The organism is Rhodanobacter hydrolyticus, assembly GCF_044904645.1.
The window spans coordinates 3,686,290-3,706,991 of sequence record NZ_JADIKK010000008.1 but is presented as its reverse complement, the minus strand read 5'-3'; the positions used below and the strand labels follow the sequence as shown (position 1 = coordinate 3,706,991).

Genomic DNA, 20,702 nt, shown 5'->3' with positions numbered 1-20,702 from the left:
GAGAGAAGGGAAAAGCTCAACGCCCCGTTTCACTCCCGAAGGGAGAGGGATTCACTGCCCGGCCAACGGGTACGTGATGCTCGACTCCACCACCGTGCCGCCCGCCCCGGAATCCACGTCGAAGCTGGCACCCAAGCGCTCGGCACGCGCGGCCATGCTGCGCATGCCCACCGAGATGCCCGCGCTGCGCACAGCCTCCACGTCGAAGCCGCGGCCATCGTCCGCGACTCGCACGGTGAGCCTGCCCGGTCGAGTCTCCACGTCCACTCGCACGCGGCGCGCCCGGCTGTGCTTGATGACGTTGGCAAGCGCCTCCTGCACCAGGCGCGTCAGGCCGATGCATTGCAGTGCGCTGGGCTGGCCCTGCCAGTGCGGGGCGACCTGCCAGGCGGAATCGACCTCCATCTCGTCGAAGATGTGCGTGAAGCGGTGACGCAGCGGCGCGACCCACTGCACCGGCGTGTCGGGCACACTGGCGCCCACGCTGGAGCCGTGGTCGATCACTTCGCGCAGGTCGTCGTGCAACACCTTGAGCATCGACAGCACGCGTTCGTTGGGCAGCGGCACCGACTGTTCCAGCAGCGCCATGCTGCGCATCAGGCTGCCGCCCAGGCCGTCGTGCAGGTCGTGGGCGATCTCCATGCGTTCCTGCAGCTTGGCGTGGTCGAGCGCATGCGCATGCTCGCGCGCCAGCACCAGGGCCAGTTCGGCGCGCGCCTGCTCGACATGCGCCATCAGCTCGGCATTGAAGCCCTCGATGCGCCGCATGCCGGTGGCCAACCGGCCGCCCAGCAGCAGGGCCATGCACACCGTGGTCACGGGGGCCGCGACGGCCGCCCAACTTTCGTCCGCGGGATGTCCGCCGAACACCATCAGCAGATCGTGTACACCCACCACCACGAACACCAGCCAGCACAACGCCAGCAGCACATGCTGCGGCTCGCGCGTGCGCCACGCGTGCCACTGGAATTGCAGGCAGGTGGCGAAAAACACCAGGGCGAAGCTCAGCCACACCACGGGAAAAATCACTGGCACCATCGCGACCGGCGCCAGCAGCACCGCTGCCGCGCCGGCGATCGTCAAGCCCCACAGCGTGCGCTCCACGCGCGGTATCGCCTGCCCGCCAAAGCGCCAGGTGAAGAGGCAGAAGCACAGCACGTAGAACGCGAAGACGGCGACGTTCACGCGCGACATGCCCAGCGCATTCGCGAACGGCCACGAGCTGGTGGCCAATATCGTGTAGAGGTAAGCCATCCAGGCCAGCGACATCAACGCGTACCAGCCGAAGGCGCGCTCCTTGCGGCGCAGACACCACACCACGCCGAACAGGCATCCCACCGACATCGACAACCCAGCCGAGAGATCGAACACCCTGCGCTGCCGCCACTGGTGATGCACCTGCACGGCCTCCACCTCCGCCGCCGGCCCGATGCGCAGCCCCCACAACCCGGGGGACAGCGCCGAAACGCCCACCAGGCGCACCCACACCGTATTCATCCCGGCATGCAGGCTGGATGCGGGCAGCGGCCACCAGCGCGGGATGTTCCAGCTGCGCGACAGCGGCTCCACCAGCGAGGCATCGCGCCACAGCAAGTCGTCGTTGATGAAGACCTCGCCCGCCATGTTCATGCCGTCGATGCCCAACCCCATCGGCTGCGCGGCATCGGCACCCGACGCGCAATCACGCATCCAGTCGATGCGGTACCACGCCGAACCGTCGTAGCCCGGCCAGCGGCTGTCCCAGCCGTCAGGCAGCTTGACGCTCTCCCAGCCTTGCGCGGGTCGCGCCCCGTCGGGTGCGCGCGCCGCCTGCACCGCCACGATATGCGCCATGCACCCCTGTTCGGCCAAAGCCCGGCAAGGCAGCAAGCCCGCCGCCAGCAGCAGGCCCCACACCACCAGCCAGCGCATCACGCCAGGAAACCCCGGGAGCGGGCCGCGCCCACGGCACCCATGCGTGAGGAAACCATGAGCTTGCGGTAGATGCCTTTGACGTGGTCGTTCACGGTGTGGCGGGAAATGGCGAGCTGCTCGGCGATCTCGCGGTTGGTGAGGCCTCCGGCCACCCGTCGCAGGATCTCCGCCTCGCGCTTGGTCAGCGTCTCTTCCAGCGGGGCATCCGCCGCGGGTGCGGGCGCAGCCGCGGGCTTGGCGGCCGGCAGCAGATCCAGGATGCGGCGTGCGATGAACGGATCGATGGACACGCCGCCACGCAACACGTTGCGGATGGAGAACGAAACCTCCGCGTCGTCGCGGCCCTTGAGCACGTAGCCCGTAGCCCCGGCGCGGAAGGCGTCGAGGATGGCATCCTCCGCGCTCCACCCCGAGACCACCAGGACGGCCGGCTGCGGGTCCTGCGCGCGCAACTCGGGCATCAATGCCAGCCCGTTGCCGTCCGGCAGGTTCAAATCCAGCAGCACCAGCGCCGCCGGTCGCGCAACCAGGCAGGCACGCGCCTGCGCCAGCGACGCGGCGAACATCACCGCATCCGCCGCATACCCCAGCCCCACCAGTACGCGGTGCAACCGCTGCTGCAACAAGGGTTCGTCTTCCACGATCAGGACGGGGGCGGGCAAGGGATCGGCTGCAGGGGGATTGGTGTCAGTCATCAGCACATAAGTCTAGCGGTTTTGCCCCTTCCCCCAACCACACCCGACGAGCCTGGGTTGGCTCGCTGTCCGGGTGAAAGCCAGAGAGGCGCGAAGTACACGGACAAGGACGACTCCGTCGACACATGCCCCCCCCATTTGGGGGATGGGCGCAAGCCGCGCGCAACGTTAATGTGAACACCATCACACAATCGACGGCTACCCAGCCGCCCCATGGGAAGGGGGCTCCCCATGCACCAGCGTATCCACCCGCTTCATCCGCGGCTTGCCACGCGCAACCGACTCGCGTTGCAACGCCGGCATGGGCCACCCGCCTAGGCCATCGCGCCCACTTGCACCCCTGAGGCATGCACGTCACCTGAGCCACCCCACCGGGTGGTCGTGTCGTGCTCCGTCTCCCCTCGCCTCCACCCATTCCCGACCTCGCCCTGCGCTGTGCAGTGACGAGGGGCTGCACCCACCACATCGACAACGCAACATCACAGGGGCTACACCATGAACCGCATCTACCGTCTCGTCTGGAACCGCGCGCTGCGCGTGCTGCAGGTCGCCTCCGAATTCGCGCACTCGCAAGGCGGCGCGGCCACCGGTGAAGGCACGTCGCCGATGCGCAGGCATCCGCTGGCGCTGGCCTTGAGCATGGTGTTGGGCGTGGCGTTGGGGGCGGTGGCGCCGCAGGCCACTGCGCAGACCGTGGTGGGTGGGCAAGGCGGCGCGCCCGGAGCCAATGCCGGTTCGGGTGCCAGCACGGGTGGCGGTGGCGCGGGCGGCGGCGGCGGCGGCACTTCGCCCGCCAACGCCAGCGGCACGGGCGGCACGGGCGGCACCAGCAACACCAATAACGCGGGCGGTGCTGGCGGGGCCCCCGGCTACATCGGTGTAGGCGGTGCCCCAACCAGCTATACGGGCGGCGCCGGCATCGCAGGCAACGGCACTGGCGCTTCAGGCGGCGGCGGTGGCGGCGGCGGTGCGGGTTACGTATTGAACAACACCGGCGTACTCAACAATGCATTCGGCAACACCCTCACCGGCGGTGCAGGCGGTGCAGGCGGTGCGGGCACCACCAACGGTGGCGGCGGTGGCGGCGGCGGCAATGGCGTACTCGCCACCAGCGGGACCTACATCTCCAATCGCGGCACCGTCGCAGGTGGCGCAGGTGGCGCAGGTGGCACAGGCGGCGTATCGGGTGGTGGCGGCGGCGGCGGCGGCAACGGCATTACCGGCTCCGGCATCCGCATCGGCAACTACGGCACCATCACCGGCGGCGCGGGTGGCGCGGCCGGCCACGGCGGCACTTCATCCGGCTACGCCGGCAGCAATGGCGATGCCGTGCTGTTCAGCGGCGGCACCAATACGTTGTACCTGCACTACGGATCGGTGGAGAACGGCGCAATCGAGGTGGTGCGCGGCGCCACCGCCACCATCGAGACCATGACCAGCGGCCTGAATCTCAATGGCGGCACCATCAACGGCACGGCCAACCCCACCGCGCTGATCGCCGATGGCACCACCATCATCGACACCACCTATGGTGCACTCACCATCTCCGGTGTCATCAGCGGCAGCAACAACGGCAGCGGCACCGGCGGTTCGCTGGAATCGAAGGGCGGCACGCTCACGCTGACCAACACCAACACCTTCAGCGGCGCCACCACCATCGACAGCGGCAGCACGCTGGCCTTGACCGGCAGCGGCAGCCTTGCCCAATCGTCCGGCATCACCGCCAACGGCACGTTCGACGTCAGCGGCACCACCAGCGGTGCATCCATCACCTCGCTCAGCGGCAATGCCGGTACGGTGAACCTCGGCGGCAAGACGCTCGCGCTCACCAACGCCAGCGGCAACTTCAGCGGTGCGATCGACGGCAGCGGCGGCCTGGCATTGAGCGCCGGCACCGAAACCCTCGCCGGCAACAACGGTTTCACCGGTGCCACCACCATCAACGGCGGCACGCTAGCGTTGAGCGGCAGCGGCAGCATCGCCCAGTCCTCCAACGTGGTCTTCAGCGGCGCGGCGGGGACGTTCAACATCAGCGGCACCACCAGCGGCGCGACCATTGAGGCGCTCAACGGCAGCGGCACTGTGAACCTCGGCAGCAAGGCGCTCACGATCAGCGGCAACGGCGGCACCTTCGGCGGCGTGATCCAGGGCAACGGCGGCAGCCTGACCATAGGCAGCGGCGCCTCGCTCACGCTCACCGGCAACAACACCTACACCGGCGGCACCACCATCAATGGCGGCACGCTGGTGATCAGCAGCGACGCCAACCTCGGCAACGCCGCAGGCAGCCTCACGCTTGCCAACGACGGCACGTTGTACGACCAAAGCACCACCAGTTTCACCTCTGCACGAGCTGTCGCACTGAGCGGTGCGGGCGTCGCCGAAACCTTCGATGTCGTCAGCGGCGGCACCCTCACCCTGTCGGGCAAAATGTCGGGCAGCGGCGCGCTGCTCAAGACCGACTACGGCACGCTGGTGCTGAGCAACACCAGCAACAATTACAGCGGCGGCACCTACCTCCAAGGTGGCGGCACCGTGTCGGTGTCCAGCGATGCCAACCTCGGCGCCACCTCTGGCTTGCTCGACTTTGACGGTGGCTGGCTGCAAACCACGGCGAGCTTCAGCTCGGCCCGTGCGATCTATGTGACGAACGGTGGCGGCACCGAAGGCGCCTGGTTGAATGTCAACAACGACACCACGCTGACACTCACCGGCAATGTCACCGGCAGCGGCAGCAACCCAACCCTGAACCTGTCGAACGGGAGCGGCTCGGTCGTCTACACCGGCACCAGCACGAACACGCAGTGGATGCTGCAAGGCGGCCAGCAGTTGACGCTGGGCGGCAGCATCACGCCCTACTCCGGCACCACCAATGCCGTGGTTCTCGCCGGCAGCAGCAACACGCTCACGCTGGAAAGCGGCTATTACCTTGGCGGCAATGTGCTCAGCAGCGGAGGGGGCGACACGCTGGCGCTGGGCGGCAGCGGTGCTGCCTCGTTCAACGTGTCGCAGATCACCACCTCGCCGCCCTCGTCGTACACCGGCGCGCCGCAGTTCTTCAACTTCAGCAACTACACCAAGACCGGCAGCGGCACGTGGACGCTCGGCGGCACGGGCAGCCAGGCGTGGACCGTCGCGGCCGGCACCTTGATCGGCGACCCCAATTCGATGGCTGGCGACCTCGCGATCAGCAGCGGCGCCACCGCGACGTTCGACGTGGGCAGCAACAACGGCAACACGGGCTTCGCCACCAACGGCACCTACAACGGCACCATCTCCGGCGCTGGATCGGTCAGCAAGATCGACGACGGCACACTGACCGTCAGCAGCTTCAATTACTACAACGGCGGCTCGGACATTCAGGCCGGCGAACTGTTGGCGAACAACAACAACGCACTAGGTACCGGCGGCGTGACCATCGAGGATGGTGCCACGCTGGGGTTGGGCGGCGGTGTCAGCATCAGCAACAGTATCTCGCTCAACGGCAACGCCAGCATCGATGTGTCATCCGGCCATGGCACCTTGAATGGCTTGATCGACGGCTCCGGTTCGCTGACCAAAACCGGCAGTAGCTCCCTGACTCTCGCGGGCAACAACATCTACACCGGCATCACCAACATCAGCGGCGGTACGCTGGCATTGTCGGGCAGCAGCAGCGTTGCCGAGTCGTCCGATGTGAACGTAGCCAGCGGCGCCACGTTCGACGTTTCCGGCTTCAACAACGGCAGCCCGTCCATCAAGAGTCTGGACGGCAGCGGCATCGTCGCACTCGGCGGCAACCATCTCATGCTCACCGATGCCAGCGGCACGTTCAGCGGCACGATCCAGAACAGCGGCATCTACGGCGGCTCCGTCGGCAGCGTCGAAATAAGCGGCGGCACCGAAACGCTCGCCGGCTATAACCTCTACACCGGCGGCACATACATCGACGCGAACGCAACACTCGCACTTTCTGGTGGGGCCGACATCGCCTCCTCCAGTGGCGTGATGCTCTCCGGCTCGCTGAACGCGACGACTGGCGTAGTGACGAACGCCGGCACGCTGGACATCTCCGGCATCACCAGCAGCGCGTCCATCGCGGGCCTGAGTGGCGTCGGCTTCGTGAACCTGGGCAGCCAGGAACTGACGCTGACAGGAGGCGGCACGTTCCAGGGCGTGATCAGCGACGGTGGCGCAGGCGGCAGCCTCGCCCTCACCGGCACCACCACGGAAACACTGACCAACGCCAACACCTACACCGGCACCACGAACATCGGCAGCGGCGCGACCCTGGTGCTGGCTGGCTCGGGCAGCATCGCCAACTCCAGCGCCGTGACTGCCAATGGCACATTGGATATCAGCGGCAGCACCAACCTCGATGTATCCATCGTCAGTTTGGATGGCAACGGCAGCGTGACCTTGGGTGGCAATACGCTGACGCTGACGAACGCCAATGGCATGTTCGGCGGCACGGTCAGCGATGGCGGAAACGGCGTGGGCGGCAAGCTGGTCATCAGCGGCACTGAAACGCTGAGCGGCAACAACACCTACACCGGCGGCACCACCCTCAGCAGCGGCACGCTGACGGTGGGCAACAGCTCGGCACTGGGCACCGGCACGCTGAACATGGCGGCGGGCACCACCCTGGTGCTCAGCAACGGCGTGGCCGTTGCCAATGCGCTCACCATCAACGGCGATCCCACCATCGAAGTGGATGGCAGCAACAGCGCCACCTACAGCGGCATCATTTCCGACGGCACCCCGGCCGGCACGCTGGAGAAGACCGGCACGGGCACGCTGTCGCTCACCGCCGCCAACACCTACACCGGCGCCACGGACATCGTGGGCGGCACGCTGACGCTGTACGGCGGCAGCATCGCCGCTTCGTCCGACGTGAACGTGGGCAGCGGCGCCACGCTTGATACGTCCAACGAGGGCAATGCCTACATCACCTCGCTCGATGGCAGCGGCAGCGTCCACCTTGGTCAAAGCCACCTCACGCTTACCAATGCCAGCGGCACATTCAGCGGGGTGATCTCCGACGGCGGCGCCGGCAACACCGGCAGCCTCGAAGTGAGCGGCGGCACGGAAACGCTCAACGGCGTCAACACCTACACCGGCCAGACCACGGTGGACAGCGGCGCCAGCCTGATGGTGGGCGATGCGTCGAACACCACGGCACAAGTGGTCGGCAACGTGGTGGTGAACAGCGACGGCACGCTGAGCGGCCACGGCAGCATCCTTGGCAACGTGACGCTGAATGATCTGGCCACCCTGGCATTGGGTGGCACCGGCAACACCAACGACACCGCCCTCGGCACGCTCACGGTCGGCAGCCTCACCGCCGCCAACGGCAGCATCATCGACATTGCCTACGGCGCACCGACCTCGGGCGACAGCATTCAGGTCAACGGCGCCCTGGCATTGGACGGTGCCACGCTCAACGTCACCAACGCCGGCATCATGGGGCCGGGCGTGTACAAGGTGATCAGCTACACCGGCACGCTCAACCAGCTCAATGGCGGCCTCACCCTTGGCACCACGCCGAGTGGGCAGTCGCTGGCCCTGCAAAGCCTTGCTGGCCAGATCAACCTGGTGGACAGCACCGGCGTCACGCTCAACTACTGGAACGCCAACGGCGCGGCCAGCGCCACGCAGATGGGTGGCGGCAGCGGCTCGTGGGGTACCACCTCCAGCACCAACGGCACCAACGGCACCAACGGCGCCAACTGGACGAACGCCGACGGCAGCGCCGCCAACGGCACGTGGGTCAACGGCAACTTTGCCGTGTTCGGCGGCACGGCGGGCACGGTGACGGTGAACGGCAGCGTGGATGCCACCGGCATGCAGTTCGCGGTGGACGGCTACACGGTGAACGGCAACTTCCAGTTGGATCCCACCACCGATGGCAGCACCACCACCGCGCCCGTCATCCGCGTGGGTGACGGCAGTGCCGACGGCGCAAGCATGACCGCCACCCTCAACAGCAGGCTCACCGGCACCGACGGCTTCACCAAGACCGACCTCGGCACGCTGGTGCTGACTGGCGACAGCGAGAACAGTTTGAGCGGCGGCATCACCGTGGCTGGCGGCACCTTGCAGATCGGCGATGAAGTCGGCAACACCACCTACGCGGGCTATCTGAACACCCCCATCAGCATGGCCAGCGGCACCACGCTGGTGTTGGACGCAGGGTATCTGTGGAGCCCCGGACCCACCGGCAGCACCTTGAACGGCTTCAACACGGTTTCGGGGGCAGGCTTTACGGTCACCGTCAGCGCCAACGGCACCGTGCAGGGTGGCTGGGGCAATTACCGCAATTCAGGCACGACCGTCGGCAACGGTGGCGCAGGCATCTATTTCGGAGCCAGCAGCAGCGCCAATACCTTGAACAATGCCGGCAATGTGACAGGCGGTGGCGGCGGCTATTCCAAAAATGCCGTTGGCGGCAATGGCGGCGCGGGTGTCGGCGGCGCCGGCTTCACTGTCAACAACGCTCCTACCGTCAGCGGCAACACCTCGTCGTCGGCCAGCATCCGTGGCGGCAGTGGCAACACCGGCTACGCCTTCAGCGGTGGCATGGGCGGTGCAGGCATCAGTGGCACCGGCTTCACCGTCAACAACGCCAAGGGTGCAAGCGTCGACGGTGGCGCAGGCGGTTACACCTACGGCAGAGGCGCCGCCGCCGCAAACGGCGGCGCGGGCGGCGCAGGCATCGGCGGCAGCGGCTTCACCGTCAACAACGCCGGCGGCATCGGCGGCGGCAATGGCAACTACACCACGGGCAACGGTGGCATCAGCGGCACGGGTGGCGTGGGCGGCGCGGGCATCGACGGCAGCGTCTTCGCCCTGGCCAACGCCGCCACCGGCACCATCACCGGCGGCATGGGCGGCGGCAACTATACCGGCGGCATGGCCGGCAACGGTGGCGCGGGTGTGTACGTGGAAGCCGGCGCCAACCCGTCCACACTGAATAACGCAGGCTCGATCAGCGGCGGTACCGGCGGCAGTGGCAATGACGGCGCCAACGGCGGCAATGGCGGCACCGGCATCGGGGGCAGCAATTTCGCCCTGGTCAACAGCAGCAGCATCACTGGCGGCAACGGTGCGAATGGCGGTACTGGTGGCAACAGTGTCAACGGCAACAACGGCGGTGCCGGTGGCAACGGTGGCGCCGGTATCAGCGGCAGCGATTTCACCGTGACCAACACCGGCAGCATCGTCGGCGGCAATGGCGGTAGCGGCGGCACTCCCGGCAACGGCGGCAGCAATGGCACCGCTGGCGTCGGCGGCGTGGGCTTGATCGCCATGGGCAACAGCACCGTGATCAACGCGGGCAGCATCTCCGGCGGCAATGCCGATGGCGGCATCGGTGCGTATGCGGATGCGGTGGAGTTCTCCGGCGGCGGCAACACGCTCACGCTGGAAAGCGGTTACAGCTTCACCGGCAACGTCATCAGCAGCAGCGGCACCACCAACGGTGGCGACACGCTGGCGCTGGGCGGCAGCAGCAACGCCACGTTCGACCTGTCGCAGATCGTTGCCACCACGCCCACGGGCTGGACCGGCACGGTGCAGTACGACGGCTTCGCCAGCCTCGCCAAGACCGGCAGCAGCACCTGGATCGTCACCGGCAGCACGGCTTCCAGCGCGACATGGACGATCAGCGACGGCACACTGCAAGTGGGCAGCGGCCACAACGGCGGCGACGGCGCGTTGACCGGCAGCGTCACCGACAATGCCGCGCTGGTGTTCGACAACACCGCCACCAGCACGTATGCCGGCGTGATTTCCGGCAGCGGCACGTTGACCCAGCAGGGCGCGGGCACGCTCACGTTGACGGGTGCGAACACCTACACCGGCGGCACCACGATCAGCAGCGGCACCTTGCAGGTCGGCAACGGCGGTTCGACCGGCTCGATCACCGGCAACGTGGCGGACAACGGCACGCTGACCTTCAAGCTCTCCGGCGATACGGCCTTCGCCGGCGCGATTACCGGCAGCGGCGCGCTGGTGCAGAACGGCAGCGGCACGCTCACCTTGACCGGCGCCAACGACTACACCGGCGGCACCACGATCAACACGGGCACGCTGGTGGCCAGCAGCGCAAGCCTGCCGGGCAAGGTCACCGACAACGCGGCACTGGTGTTCGACCAGGCCAGCGACGGCACCCTCGCCGGCGCCATCGCCGGCAGCGGCAGCTTGGCCAAGAGTGGCGCGGGCATCCTGATCCTCGACGGCGACAGCAGCGCGTTCGCCGGCACGACGACCGTGCAGGCCGGCACGCTGGAAGTAGGCGATGCATCCACGCCGTCGGCCGCGCTGGGCAGCAACGTCACCGTCAACAGCGGCGCCACGCTGCGCGGCCACGGCAGCATCGGCGGCAACGTGGTCAACAACGGCACGGTGTGGCCGGGCGGCTCCATCGGCACGCTGACGATTGCGGGCAACTACACGCAGGCCAGCAACGCCACGCTGGACATCGAAGTCGGCGCGACGGCCGCTTCGGAACTGAAGGTGGGCGGTACGGCCACGCTGGCCGGCACGCTGGCGCTGACCGTCGACGCCGGCACCTACACGCAAGGCCAGCAGTTCACATTGCTTTCGGCCGGCAGCGTGAACGGCACGTTCGGCACTACCACCATCGCGGGCGCGTCGAACTTCGCTTTCCTCACGCCGACCGTGAGCTACGCGGGTAACAACGTGGCTCTGACCCTGACGATGGCACGCAACAACGTCAGCTTCCCGTCCGTCGGACAAACGCCGAACCAGACCGCGACCGCCGCCGCCACGCAGGCGCTGGGCACAGGCAATCCGGTGTACGACGCAGTGGTTACGCTGAATGCCGCCACCGCCCGCTCGGCCTTCGCCCAGCTCGGCGGCGAAATCCATGCCTCCACCCGCACCGCGATCATGGACGACGACCACTACGTGCGCGACGCGATCAACCAGCACATCGCCGGTCAGAGCAACGACGCCAACGGCCTCAACGTCACCGATGCCGACGGCGTCACGGCCTGGACGTCCACGTGGGGCCACTGGGGCAGCCACGACGGCAACAGCAACGCCTCGACCATGGATTCCAACGGCAGCGGCCTGCTGTTCGGCGCCGATCTGCCGCTGGGCACGGCACGTCTCGGCGCAGTGATGAGCACGGGCGAAGGCAGCACGCGCATCGACGCGCAGGGCTCGGCCGCACACACCCTCGACCAGCACCTCGGCGTCTACGGCAGCGCGCAGACCGGTGCGCTGCTGTGGCAGGGCGCGGCGATCTACGGCTGGCAGAAGGTGGACACCCATCGCGCCATCGACTTCGGTTCGTTCAATGGCGTCGCCGACAGCAGCTACCACGCGCACACCGCACAGGCGTACCTCGATGGCAGCCTGCCGTTCGTGCAGGGCAACACCACGTTGGCGCCGTTCGCCAACCTGGCAGTGGAACGCCTGAGCACGCCAAGCGTGCAGGAGAACGGCACGCCGGCCGCGCTCGATGTGGCGGGTCAGGACAGCACCGTGGGCTATGGCACGCTGGGCCTGCGCGCCAGCTTCGACCTCGGCGCGGCGAACCACGGCCTGCATGCCCACGCCAGCCTCGGTTGGCAACATGCCTGGGGCGACGTGTTGCCGGTGGATACGATGCGTTTCGCCAGCGGCAGCGACAGCTTCGACATCACCGGTACGCCGGTGCTGCGCAATGCCGGCGTGGCCAACGCGGGCATCAGCTTCACCATCGCGCCCAACGTGACGGTGGATGGCACCTATCAGGGCCAGTTCGGCAAGCAGTCGCGCGACCAGTCCGGCCGCATCAGCCTGGATTGGAAGTTCTGACGGATAGGAGCAAAAAGCCCTCCCCGCAAGGGGAGGGCTTCCGGAGTGACCCTCGATTTTCCGACGAAGCGTTTTTCAAAGGCCGATGGCTAGCCAGTCCTGGATCCGGTGCCTGCGGTCCCTCGTGTGCAAAGTCACTTGATGACTCGCCGCACCCGCTCCTTCACGGCCGTCCTGCAGGCGTTATGCACGCTTCGCGCATGTCCCTGCTTACGCAGGAATGACACGGCAAGCGGCTGATCGACCGGACCATTCCTGGCTGGCAACCGGATTCAGAACGTCCATTTGTAGTTGAGCATCGCCATCGTCGCCTGCTGCCCCTGACCGAAGTACTGGTCGTAACCCAGCGACAGGCTGTTGTGCGTGTTCATGCTCCAGTCCAGCGAAGCCCCGGCCAAACCGCCGTAGCGTGCCAGCCCGATGCCGCCCAGCGGTGCCCATTGGTTCACGCCGGTGAAGCTGGCATCGAACACTTCGCCGCGCAGGCCGAAGGATTGCTGCCATGCCATCTGGCCCTGCAGGCTGAGGCTGCCGGCACGACCGAGTTGCCAGTTGTGACTGGCGCGCAGGCCCAGGCCAGCCTGCCAACGCGCGGTGGTGAGCCCGTCGGATTTCAGGCCGAAGCCGTCGCCGCCCATTTCGTCGAAGCCGTCGCGCTGGATCTGCGCGTATTCCAGACTCGCATACGGCGTGACGCGGGTTTCACCCAGCATCATGCGGTAGCCGCTCTCGCCATAGGCCACGCCATAGCGGCCACTGCTGTCGCTGCCCACGCCGGTGGCCTGACCACCGAGTTGCAGCTGGCGCTGCATGGTTTCCTGGTAGGTACCAAAGCCGAAGCGGCCCATCGCGTACCAGTTGCCACGCATCGTGCCGCCATAGAGCATGCCTTCCACGGCGCGGCTGTAGCCCTGGTCTGCGCTTTCGGTCAGGCGTCCCAATCCTTGCGTACCGCTCAACGCAAAGCCGGCCACACCGCTGCCACCGACACGGAAGTCCTGCCCCACCAGCCAACCGTTGAGGTCATAGGCCACATTGCTGTAACCGCTGCGCGACATGGAGCCCTGATAACCGAGGCTTTGCACCCACGCACCGATCGGCTGCTGCGATGGCGCGGACAGCAACTGGTCGAAATGGTCGGTCAAGGCGCGCGTGCCGGCGTCGATCGCCTCGAAGGTCATCGCCGCACTGGCGGCGTGCAGCTGACCGGAGAGACTTTCCAGCGATTGCTGCAAATTGCCCAGGGTGGTCGTCTGCTGCAGGGTGGCCGCACCGGAAATGAAGCTGCTGGCCACTGGCGAGCCTGCCGCCGCGGCGTTGGCCAACTGCGCATTGATCTGGCCAAAGGCCGCATCCACACGCTGCGCCGCGCCGGACGAGGCACTGGTATAGCTGGTGCCCTGCACCGCACTCACCTTCACTTGCTGCACGTCGAGCCATGCCGCAGTCGCGCTGTAGTTGAGCGAGGCGGTAAGCAGTACGTTCGACGCCGTGGTCATGCTGGCGAACGTACCGCTGAGGCCGCCCTTGGCAAGGATCACATTGGTCTGCGAGTTGGCGGTGTAGCCCGAGTTGGCGCCGATCACCAGAAGATTGCCGGCGATGCTGGCCGTGCCGGCCACGTTGAGCGTCGAACCCAGCGACACCGCCAACTGGCCACCGCTCTGTTGCGTGTAGTTGCCGCCCACACTGACGTTGGTGTTCGCGATCGCGAGCGTGCCGGCGTTGCTCACGTTGCCGCCGATGGCGGACATGCCGCCCAGAGTGGCGCCGCTGCTGACGGCAGCCGCTCCGGCCAGCGATACCGCGGTCAGCACGCCGCCCTGCACCTGCGTCTCGCCGGTGTAGCTGGAAGGCTGGGTGAGGTTGAGCGTACCGCTGCCCTGCTTGATCAGGCCGCCGGCGCCGGAGATCGGATTATTCCAGCTGGAGTTGCCGCTGAAACTGACGGTGACGTCGCCCCAGTTGAACTGCATCGGGCCATTTACCGCGCGACCCACGTCCAGTTCGCCATAGCCGTAGGTGGGATTGGGTTGCGAGCCACCCAGCGGATCGGCGGTACCCAGCAAGGTCTGCCGCACCAAGTCGTTGGTGAAATACGGATAGGCCTGCCACACCAGCGCAGCTGCGCCCGACACCTCCGGTGCCGCGAACGAGGTGCCCTCCACGATGTAGTAGCTGGGATTGCTGGTGCTGGCCGTGGTGTCCTTGTCGAGCACGATCACGTCGCCAGGTGCGGCCAGGCAGTAGTTCATCGCCGAACCGCACTTGTTCGAATAGCCTTCCAACTGGGTCGGGTTGTTGCTGTTGACCGCCACCGCCACCAGCCAACCCTTGGCAAGATCCGGCGCGACGTTGGGCAGGGTCGCGATGGTGCTCGGGTTGGCTTCCGAATCGTTGCCGGCGGCGAACACCACGAGTCCGCCCTGCTGGTTCACGAACGGGCTGTAGGCCTGGTCGAAAGCCTGGTTCAGGCTGGCGTTGGTGGTATCCCAGGTGATGCCGCCCCAGGAATTGTTCATCACCTTGACGCCGGCATTGATCAGGTCCGAATTGACCTGGCCGAAGAACTGCGCATCGCTGGCGGTGACCGTCGACGGCGCCGTCGAGCCGTTGTCGTCCGGCGAGTTGTCGTCGATGATGCGCGCCGACACCAGGTCGGCGCCCGGCGCGATGCCGCCGGGGAACTGGGCGAACGGCGTGCCCGCCGCGATCTCCGACACCCAGGTGCCGTGGCCCACCACGTCGTCCACCTTCGTGTTGTTGGTGCTCGGATCGACGTAGATCAGTTCCTGCGTCACGCGCCCCGCAACCGTCGGGTTGCTCGCCATGATGCCGCTGTCCACGATGCCGATGGTGACGCCCGCACCGGTGTAACCCTGGTTGTGGGCGGCATAGGTGTTGGTGATCGAAAGCTGGGCGTCTATCGGCGGCTGCGCCGGCGCGGTCGAGGATGACGCAGGCGACGACGAAGGAGTCGATTTGACGTTGCTGCCACCGCCCCCGCCGCAAGCAGCCAGACTCAACGCCAGGCCCACTGCACCGGCCAAACGGCAACGACGCAGGACGCGACTGCCCATCTCTCCATGCGGCTTCATGATTCCTCCCCGATCCACGAACAGCGCCAGCCACCTCGAAGAGCCGCGGCTACCGGCGCGGATCCGGTGGAAGCCCAGTTTCTCACAACGCCGGCGCGGCGAACGCCCTGCAAAACCTTGCGATCGAGCCACGCAGTTTGCCGCGTTTCGCTGGGGCCTGCGATAATCCTGCAATCGTCCCCCGGCGCCTTGCGCCATTCGTGATTGCGTGGAGATCCCCATGTCCGACGTCAGCGTTGTCATCGTCGGTGCCAAGCGCACCGCCATTGGTTCCTTCCTCGGCCAGTTCACCGGCGTGCCCACCCCGAAGCTGGGCGCCACGGCGATCCGTGCCGCGCTGGAACAATCCGGTGTCGCGCCCGCCGACGTCGGCGAGGTCATCATGGGCTGCGTGCTGCCGGCCGGCCTCGGCCAGGCGCCCGCCCGCCAGGCCGCGCTGGAAGCCGACCTGCCGAAGTCTGCCGGCTGCACCACCATCAACAAGGTGTGCGGCTCGGGCATGAAGGCGATCATGCTGGGCCACGACCTGATCAAGGCCGGCTCGGCCAATGTGGTGGTGGCCGGCGGCATGGAGTCGATGACCAACGCGCCGCACCTGGTCAATGCCCGCACCGGCATCCGCTACGGCGACGGCAAGCTGGTCGACCACATGGCGTGGGACGGCCTCACCAATCCCTACGACGGCAAGGCGATGGGCGTGTTCGGCGAACTGTGCGCCGACAAGTACCACTTCAGCCGCGAGGACCAGGATGCCTTCGCCATCGAATCGGTGAAGCGCTCGCAGGCCGCGCAGCAGTCCGGCGCCTTCGCCGGCGAGATCGCTCCGGTGACCGTGGCCGGCCGCAAGGGCGACGTGGTGGTGGACACCGACGAGCAGCCCGGCCGTTCCGATATCGCCAAGATTCCTTCGCTGAAGCCTGCTTTCCGCAAGGAGAACGGCACCATCACGGCGGCCAGCTCTTCCAGCATCTCCGACGGCGCCGCCGCCGTGGTGCTGCTGTCGGCCGACGACGCGCACAAGCGCGGCCTCAAGCCGCTGGCGCGCATCGTCGCCCATGCCACCCATTCGCAGGAGCCGGAGTGGTTCACCACCGCCCCGGTCAGTGCCATCCAGAAAGTGCTGGACAAGGCCGGCTGGAAGGTGGCCGATGTCGACCTCTTCGAGATCAACGAGGCTTTCGCAGTGGTGGCGATGGCGCCGATCAAGGAGCTCGGCATCCCGCATGAGAAGGTCAACGTCAACGGCGGCGCCTGCGCGCTGGGCCACCCGATCGGCGCCAGCGGCGCACGCCTGGTGGTGACCCTGCTCAACGCCCTGACGGTGCGCGGCCTCAAGCGCGGCGTCGCCAGCCTGTGCATCGGCGGCGGCGAGGCCACCGCGATCGCGGTGGAACGTCTCGACTGAGGTTTCTCTGCAAAGGCGCCATGCCGGCTTTCAACGGAGTCTGAAGCGGCTCGCCGAAAGTTATGGCGCGCGGCGCGGGAAAGCGCTAATAATAATCCGCCATTCGGCATTCCACGGCTTAGGAGATACACCATGAAGTTGACGCGTACCCTTCTCGCCTCCGCGCTCGTCGCGCTGCTGGCGGCTTGCAGCAACGGCGCGCAGGATTCCGCGCAGAACGCCCAGTCGAGCGATCAGGCCCAGCAGGCCTCCGCTGACCAGGCTCAGCAGGCTGCGGCGACCGCCCCGGCTTCGACCGCTGCTGCTCCGGCTGCCGCTCCGGCTTCCACCGCTGCTGCCCCGGCTTCGACCGCTGCTGCTCCGGCTTCCACTGCTGCCGCTCCCGCCGCTGCTGCCAGCGCTGCCGGCAAGGCTGCCGACAAGGCCAAGGACGCGATGAAGGGTCACTGATCCTCGTTACGCAGTTCGAGAAAACGGCCGCCTCGAGCGGCCGTTTTTTTTGGATGTATCCGTGCGAACGCACACATGCGTTCGTCCAAAAGCGCGAAGATCACACGGGCGGCCATCCATGGCCGCACTCTTTAGGGAGCGCCGCTCCGGGGCCGCCTTGCTGCATGGCACTCCCGGTATCATGCGCGGATTCATTCCGCCGACGGCAGCCGCGCATGAGTGTCATCGTCTCGCAGATCGACCCGCGTTCCCCCGAATTCCAGTCCGCCGGCGAACGCCTGCGCGCGCTCACCGAAGATCTGCGCCGCGAACTGGCACGCAGCTCCGAGGGCGGCGGCGCCAAGGCTCGGGAGAAGCACGTCGCCCGCGGCAAGCTGCTGCCGCGCGAACGCATCCGTGCCCTGCTCGACCCCGGCTCGCCCTTCCTCGAACTTTCGCCGCTGGCGGCGCATAGCATGTACGACGATGCGGCGCCCGCGGCAGGCGTCATCACCGGCATCGGCCGGGTCAACGGCATCGAAGTGGTGGTGGTCGCCAATGATGCTACCGTCAAGGGCGGCACCTACTTTCCGATGACGGTGAAAAAACACCTTCGGGCGCAGGAGGTGGCGCTGGAAAACCGCCTGCCCTGCGTCTACCTGGTCGACTCCGGCGGCGCCTTCCTGCCCTTGCAGGATGAGGTATTCCCGGACAAGGAGCACTTCGGCCGCATCTTCTACAACCAGGCACGCATGTCGGGCCTGGGCATCCCGCAGATCGCGGTGGTGATGGGCAGCTGCACCGCCGGCGGCGCCTATGTGCCGGCGATGAGCGACGAGACCATCATCGTGCGAGAGCAAGGCACGATTTTCCTCGGCGGGCCGCCGCTGGTGAAGGCCGCCACCGGCGAGGTGGTCGATGCGGAGACGCTGGGCGGCGCGGACGTCCATACCTCCATCTCGGGCGTGGCCGACCATTACGCCGAGAACGATGCGCATGCACTGTCTATCGCCCGCGACATCGTGGCGAGCCTCAACCGCAGGAAGACCGTTCCGCTGGCGCTGCGCGAACCCGCCGAACCGAAATACCCGGCCGCCGAACTGTACGGCGTGATCCCCGAGGACACCCGCCGCCCGTTCGACATCCGCGAAGTGATCGCGCGCATCGTGGATAGCTCGGAATTCCATGAATTCAAGGCCCGCTATGGCAAGACCCTGGTGTGCGGCTTCGCGCACATCCACGGCTACCCGGTGGGCATCGTCGCCAACAACGGCATCCTGTTCGCCGAGAGCGCGCTCAAGGGCGCGCACTTCATCGAGCTGTGCAACCAGCGCAACGTGCCGCTGGTGTTCCTGCAGAACATCACCGGCTTCATGGTCGGCAAGAAATACGAACAGGCCGGCATCGCGAAGGACGGCGCCAAGATGGTGACAGCGGTCGCCTGCTCCCACGTGCCCAAGTTCACCGTGGTGATCGGCGGCAGCTTCGGCGCCGGCAACTACGCCATGTGCGGCCGCGCCTACGGCGCCCGCTTCCTGTGGATGTGGCCGAACGCGCGCATCAGCGTGATGGGCGGCGAACAGGCCGCGTCGGTGCTCGCCACCGTGAAACGCGACGGCATCGAGGCCGCCGGCAAGTCGTGGAGCGCGGAAGAAGAGGACGCCTTCAAGACGCCGATCCGCGAACAATACGAACATCAAGGCCATCCCTACTACGCCAGCGCTCGCCTGTGGGACGACGGCATCATCGACCCGGCCGACACGCGCCGCGTGCTTGGGCTTGCCATCTCCGCCTCGATGAACGCGCCGATCGAACCGCAGCGCTACGGCGTATTCCGCATGTAGCCGTTTGGCAAGCTCGAGGTCGTGGGCGATCCCCGACCGTCGCACCGACGGGCATGTGCTCGGCCGCCGTATGCAGACCGCAGCTTCTCAGCATGCGCTTGGCGGTTGCCTGGTGCCTTTCGTGGCCGGCGTCGACGAATGGCGACGGCTGGTGCGAAGCGGTTCCCGCTGCCTGGCGCGGGAAACCGGCGCTGACGCCGGCGCTCCCAACGCGACGGGCTTCTGAACCGTTATCCACGAACGTGAGCCACGCACTTTCCGTGCAGGGGAAACACCTGCCATTCCACCGAAAGATCTGTGTCACGCAGGGCGGTTGTCATTGCCGCTTCGGCTGCGGCACGCACAGTGCCGACATTAGGGGGATGGCCGCAGTCCGGTCAGCCGAAGCCGCGCAGGGAGAGCGGCAGTCGATCGCGCAGGGAATGCGCCCACTCAAACTCGACGACAAGGATCCAGACATGAAAAGCCCTTGCAAGCACTCCGTTTTCACAAAGACCGCACTTTCCGCTGTACTGGGCATGGCCTGCACGCTCGGCGTAGCCCTGCCCGCAGCCGCGCAGACCGTCTCGCAGACGCTGGTGACCTTTCCGGACCAGGGCTACGCCTCGATCTACAACCTGATCAATTCGGCGAAGTCGACCGTCGACATGACGATGTACGAATTGCAGGACAGCACCGCGCAGGCCGATCTTTGCAATGCCGTTTCCCGTGGCGTGACCGTTCGCGTGATCCTCGACGTGAACCTGGAAAAGAGCAACAACACGGCCGCCTACAACCAGCTCAACAGCTGCGGCGTGAAGGTGAAGTGGGCCTATACCAAGTACCAGGCAACCCATCAGAAGACGATCACCATCGACGCCGCGACGTCCAATGCGCAGACCGCGATCATGACGGCGAACCTCACCAGCCGTTACTACAGCACCACGCGCGACTTCGCGGTGATCGAGAACGACGCCAACGATATCGCCGCCATCGAAGCCACCTTCGCCAAGGACTACGCGCACGCCGCCGTGACGCCGTCCAACGGCGATGACCTCGTATGGAGCCCGACCAACTCCGAGTCATCGCTGCTCGGCATCATCAACAACGCCAAGACCAGCCTGCTGGTCGAGAACGAGGAAATGAGCGACAGCGCCATCGTCAGCGCACTGAAGAATGCGGCTTCGAATGGCGTGAGCGTGACCATCGTGATGACCAACGACGACAACGACTACGCCAGCGAATTCGACGAACTGGCCAGCGCCGGCGCGAACATCAGCACCTACCCGGACAACAGCACCTCGCTGTACATCCACGCCAAAGTGATCGTGGCCGACTATGGCAGTGCCAACCAGCTGGCATTCGTGGGCTCGGAGAATTTCTCCAACGCCTCGCTGACCGAGAATCGCGAACTGGGCCTGACCACCACCAACTCCAGCATCCTCTCGCAGCTGGAAAGCACCCTAAGCAACGACTACGCGGGTGGCACGCCCTGGTCGGATTGAGAAGGCTCCAAGAACACCTCCCCTGG

At 66.7% G+C, this 20,702-nt stretch carries 8 protein-coding genes; 5 read left to right on the top strand and 3 right to left on the bottom strand.

The window, feature by feature from the left end; genetic code table 11:
• Positions 1–51 precede the first annotated feature (51 nt).
• A complete protein-coding gene (locus ISP25_RS19220; protein WP_404616348.1) occupies positions 52–1,911 on the bottom strand; it encodes a sensor histidine kinase in 1,860 nt (619 codons plus the stop codon).
• Entirely contained in the window at positions 1,911–2,609 is a 699-nt protein-coding gene (locus tag ISP25_RS19215) for a response regulator (RefSeq protein ID WP_404616024.1), read from the bottom strand. Before ISP25_RS19215 ends, ISP25_RS19220 begins: the two co-directional genes overlap by 1 nt.
• A 495-nt stretch (positions 2,610–3,104) precedes the next feature.
• Here ISP25_RS19215 and ISP25_RS19210 point away from each other — a divergent pair, with 495 nt between their 5' ends.
• Positions 3,105–12,416, top strand: a complete 9,312-nt coding sequence (locus ISP25_RS19210; RefSeq protein WP_404616023.1) for an autotransporter-associated beta strand repeat-containing protein — start codon at positions 3,105–3,107, stop codon at positions 12,414–12,416.
• A 272-nt stretch (positions 12,417–12,688) separates the two neighbouring features.
• On the opposite strand, the gene ISP25_RS19205 is transcribed toward ISP25_RS19210, so the two are convergent.
• Complete coding sequence (locus ISP25_RS19205; RefSeq protein WP_404616022.1) at positions 12,689–15,514, bottom strand: S8 family serine peptidase; 2,826 nt, start codon at positions 15,512–15,514, stop codon at positions 12,689–12,691.
• A gap of 220 nt (positions 15,515–15,734) precedes the next feature.
• Between ISP25_RS19205 and ISP25_RS19200 the strand changes: the two genes are divergently transcribed.
• The 4 genes from ISP25_RS19200 to ISP25_RS19185 all read left to right on the top strand — a co-directional run bounded on the left by ISP25_RS19200 (position 15,735) and on the right by ISP25_RS19185 (position 20,676).
• Positions 15,735–16,919 (top strand): thiolase family protein, encoded by a 1,185-nt coding sequence (locus tag ISP25_RS19200; RefSeq protein ID WP_404616021.1) that lies wholly within the window; start codon positions 15,735–15,737, stop codon positions 16,917–16,919.
• 132 nt (positions 16,920–17,051) lie between these two features.
• Positions 17,052–17,369, top strand: a complete 318-nt coding sequence (locus ISP25_RS19195; RefSeq protein WP_192156505.1) for a hypothetical protein — start codon at positions 17,052–17,054, stop codon at positions 17,367–17,369.
• Between the two features lie 215 nt (positions 17,370–17,584).
• Positions 17,585–19,192, top strand: a complete 1,608-nt coding sequence (locus tag ISP25_RS19190) for a carboxyl transferase domain-containing protein (RefSeq protein ID WP_404616020.1) — start codon at positions 17,585–17,587, stop codon at positions 19,190–19,192.
• Between the two features lie 458 nt (positions 19,193–19,650).
• Entirely contained in the window at positions 19,651–20,676 is a 1,026-nt protein-coding gene (locus tag ISP25_RS19185; RefSeq protein ID WP_404616019.1) for a phospholipase D-like domain-containing protein, read from the top strand.
• Positions 20,677–20,702: the final 26 nt, after the last annotated feature.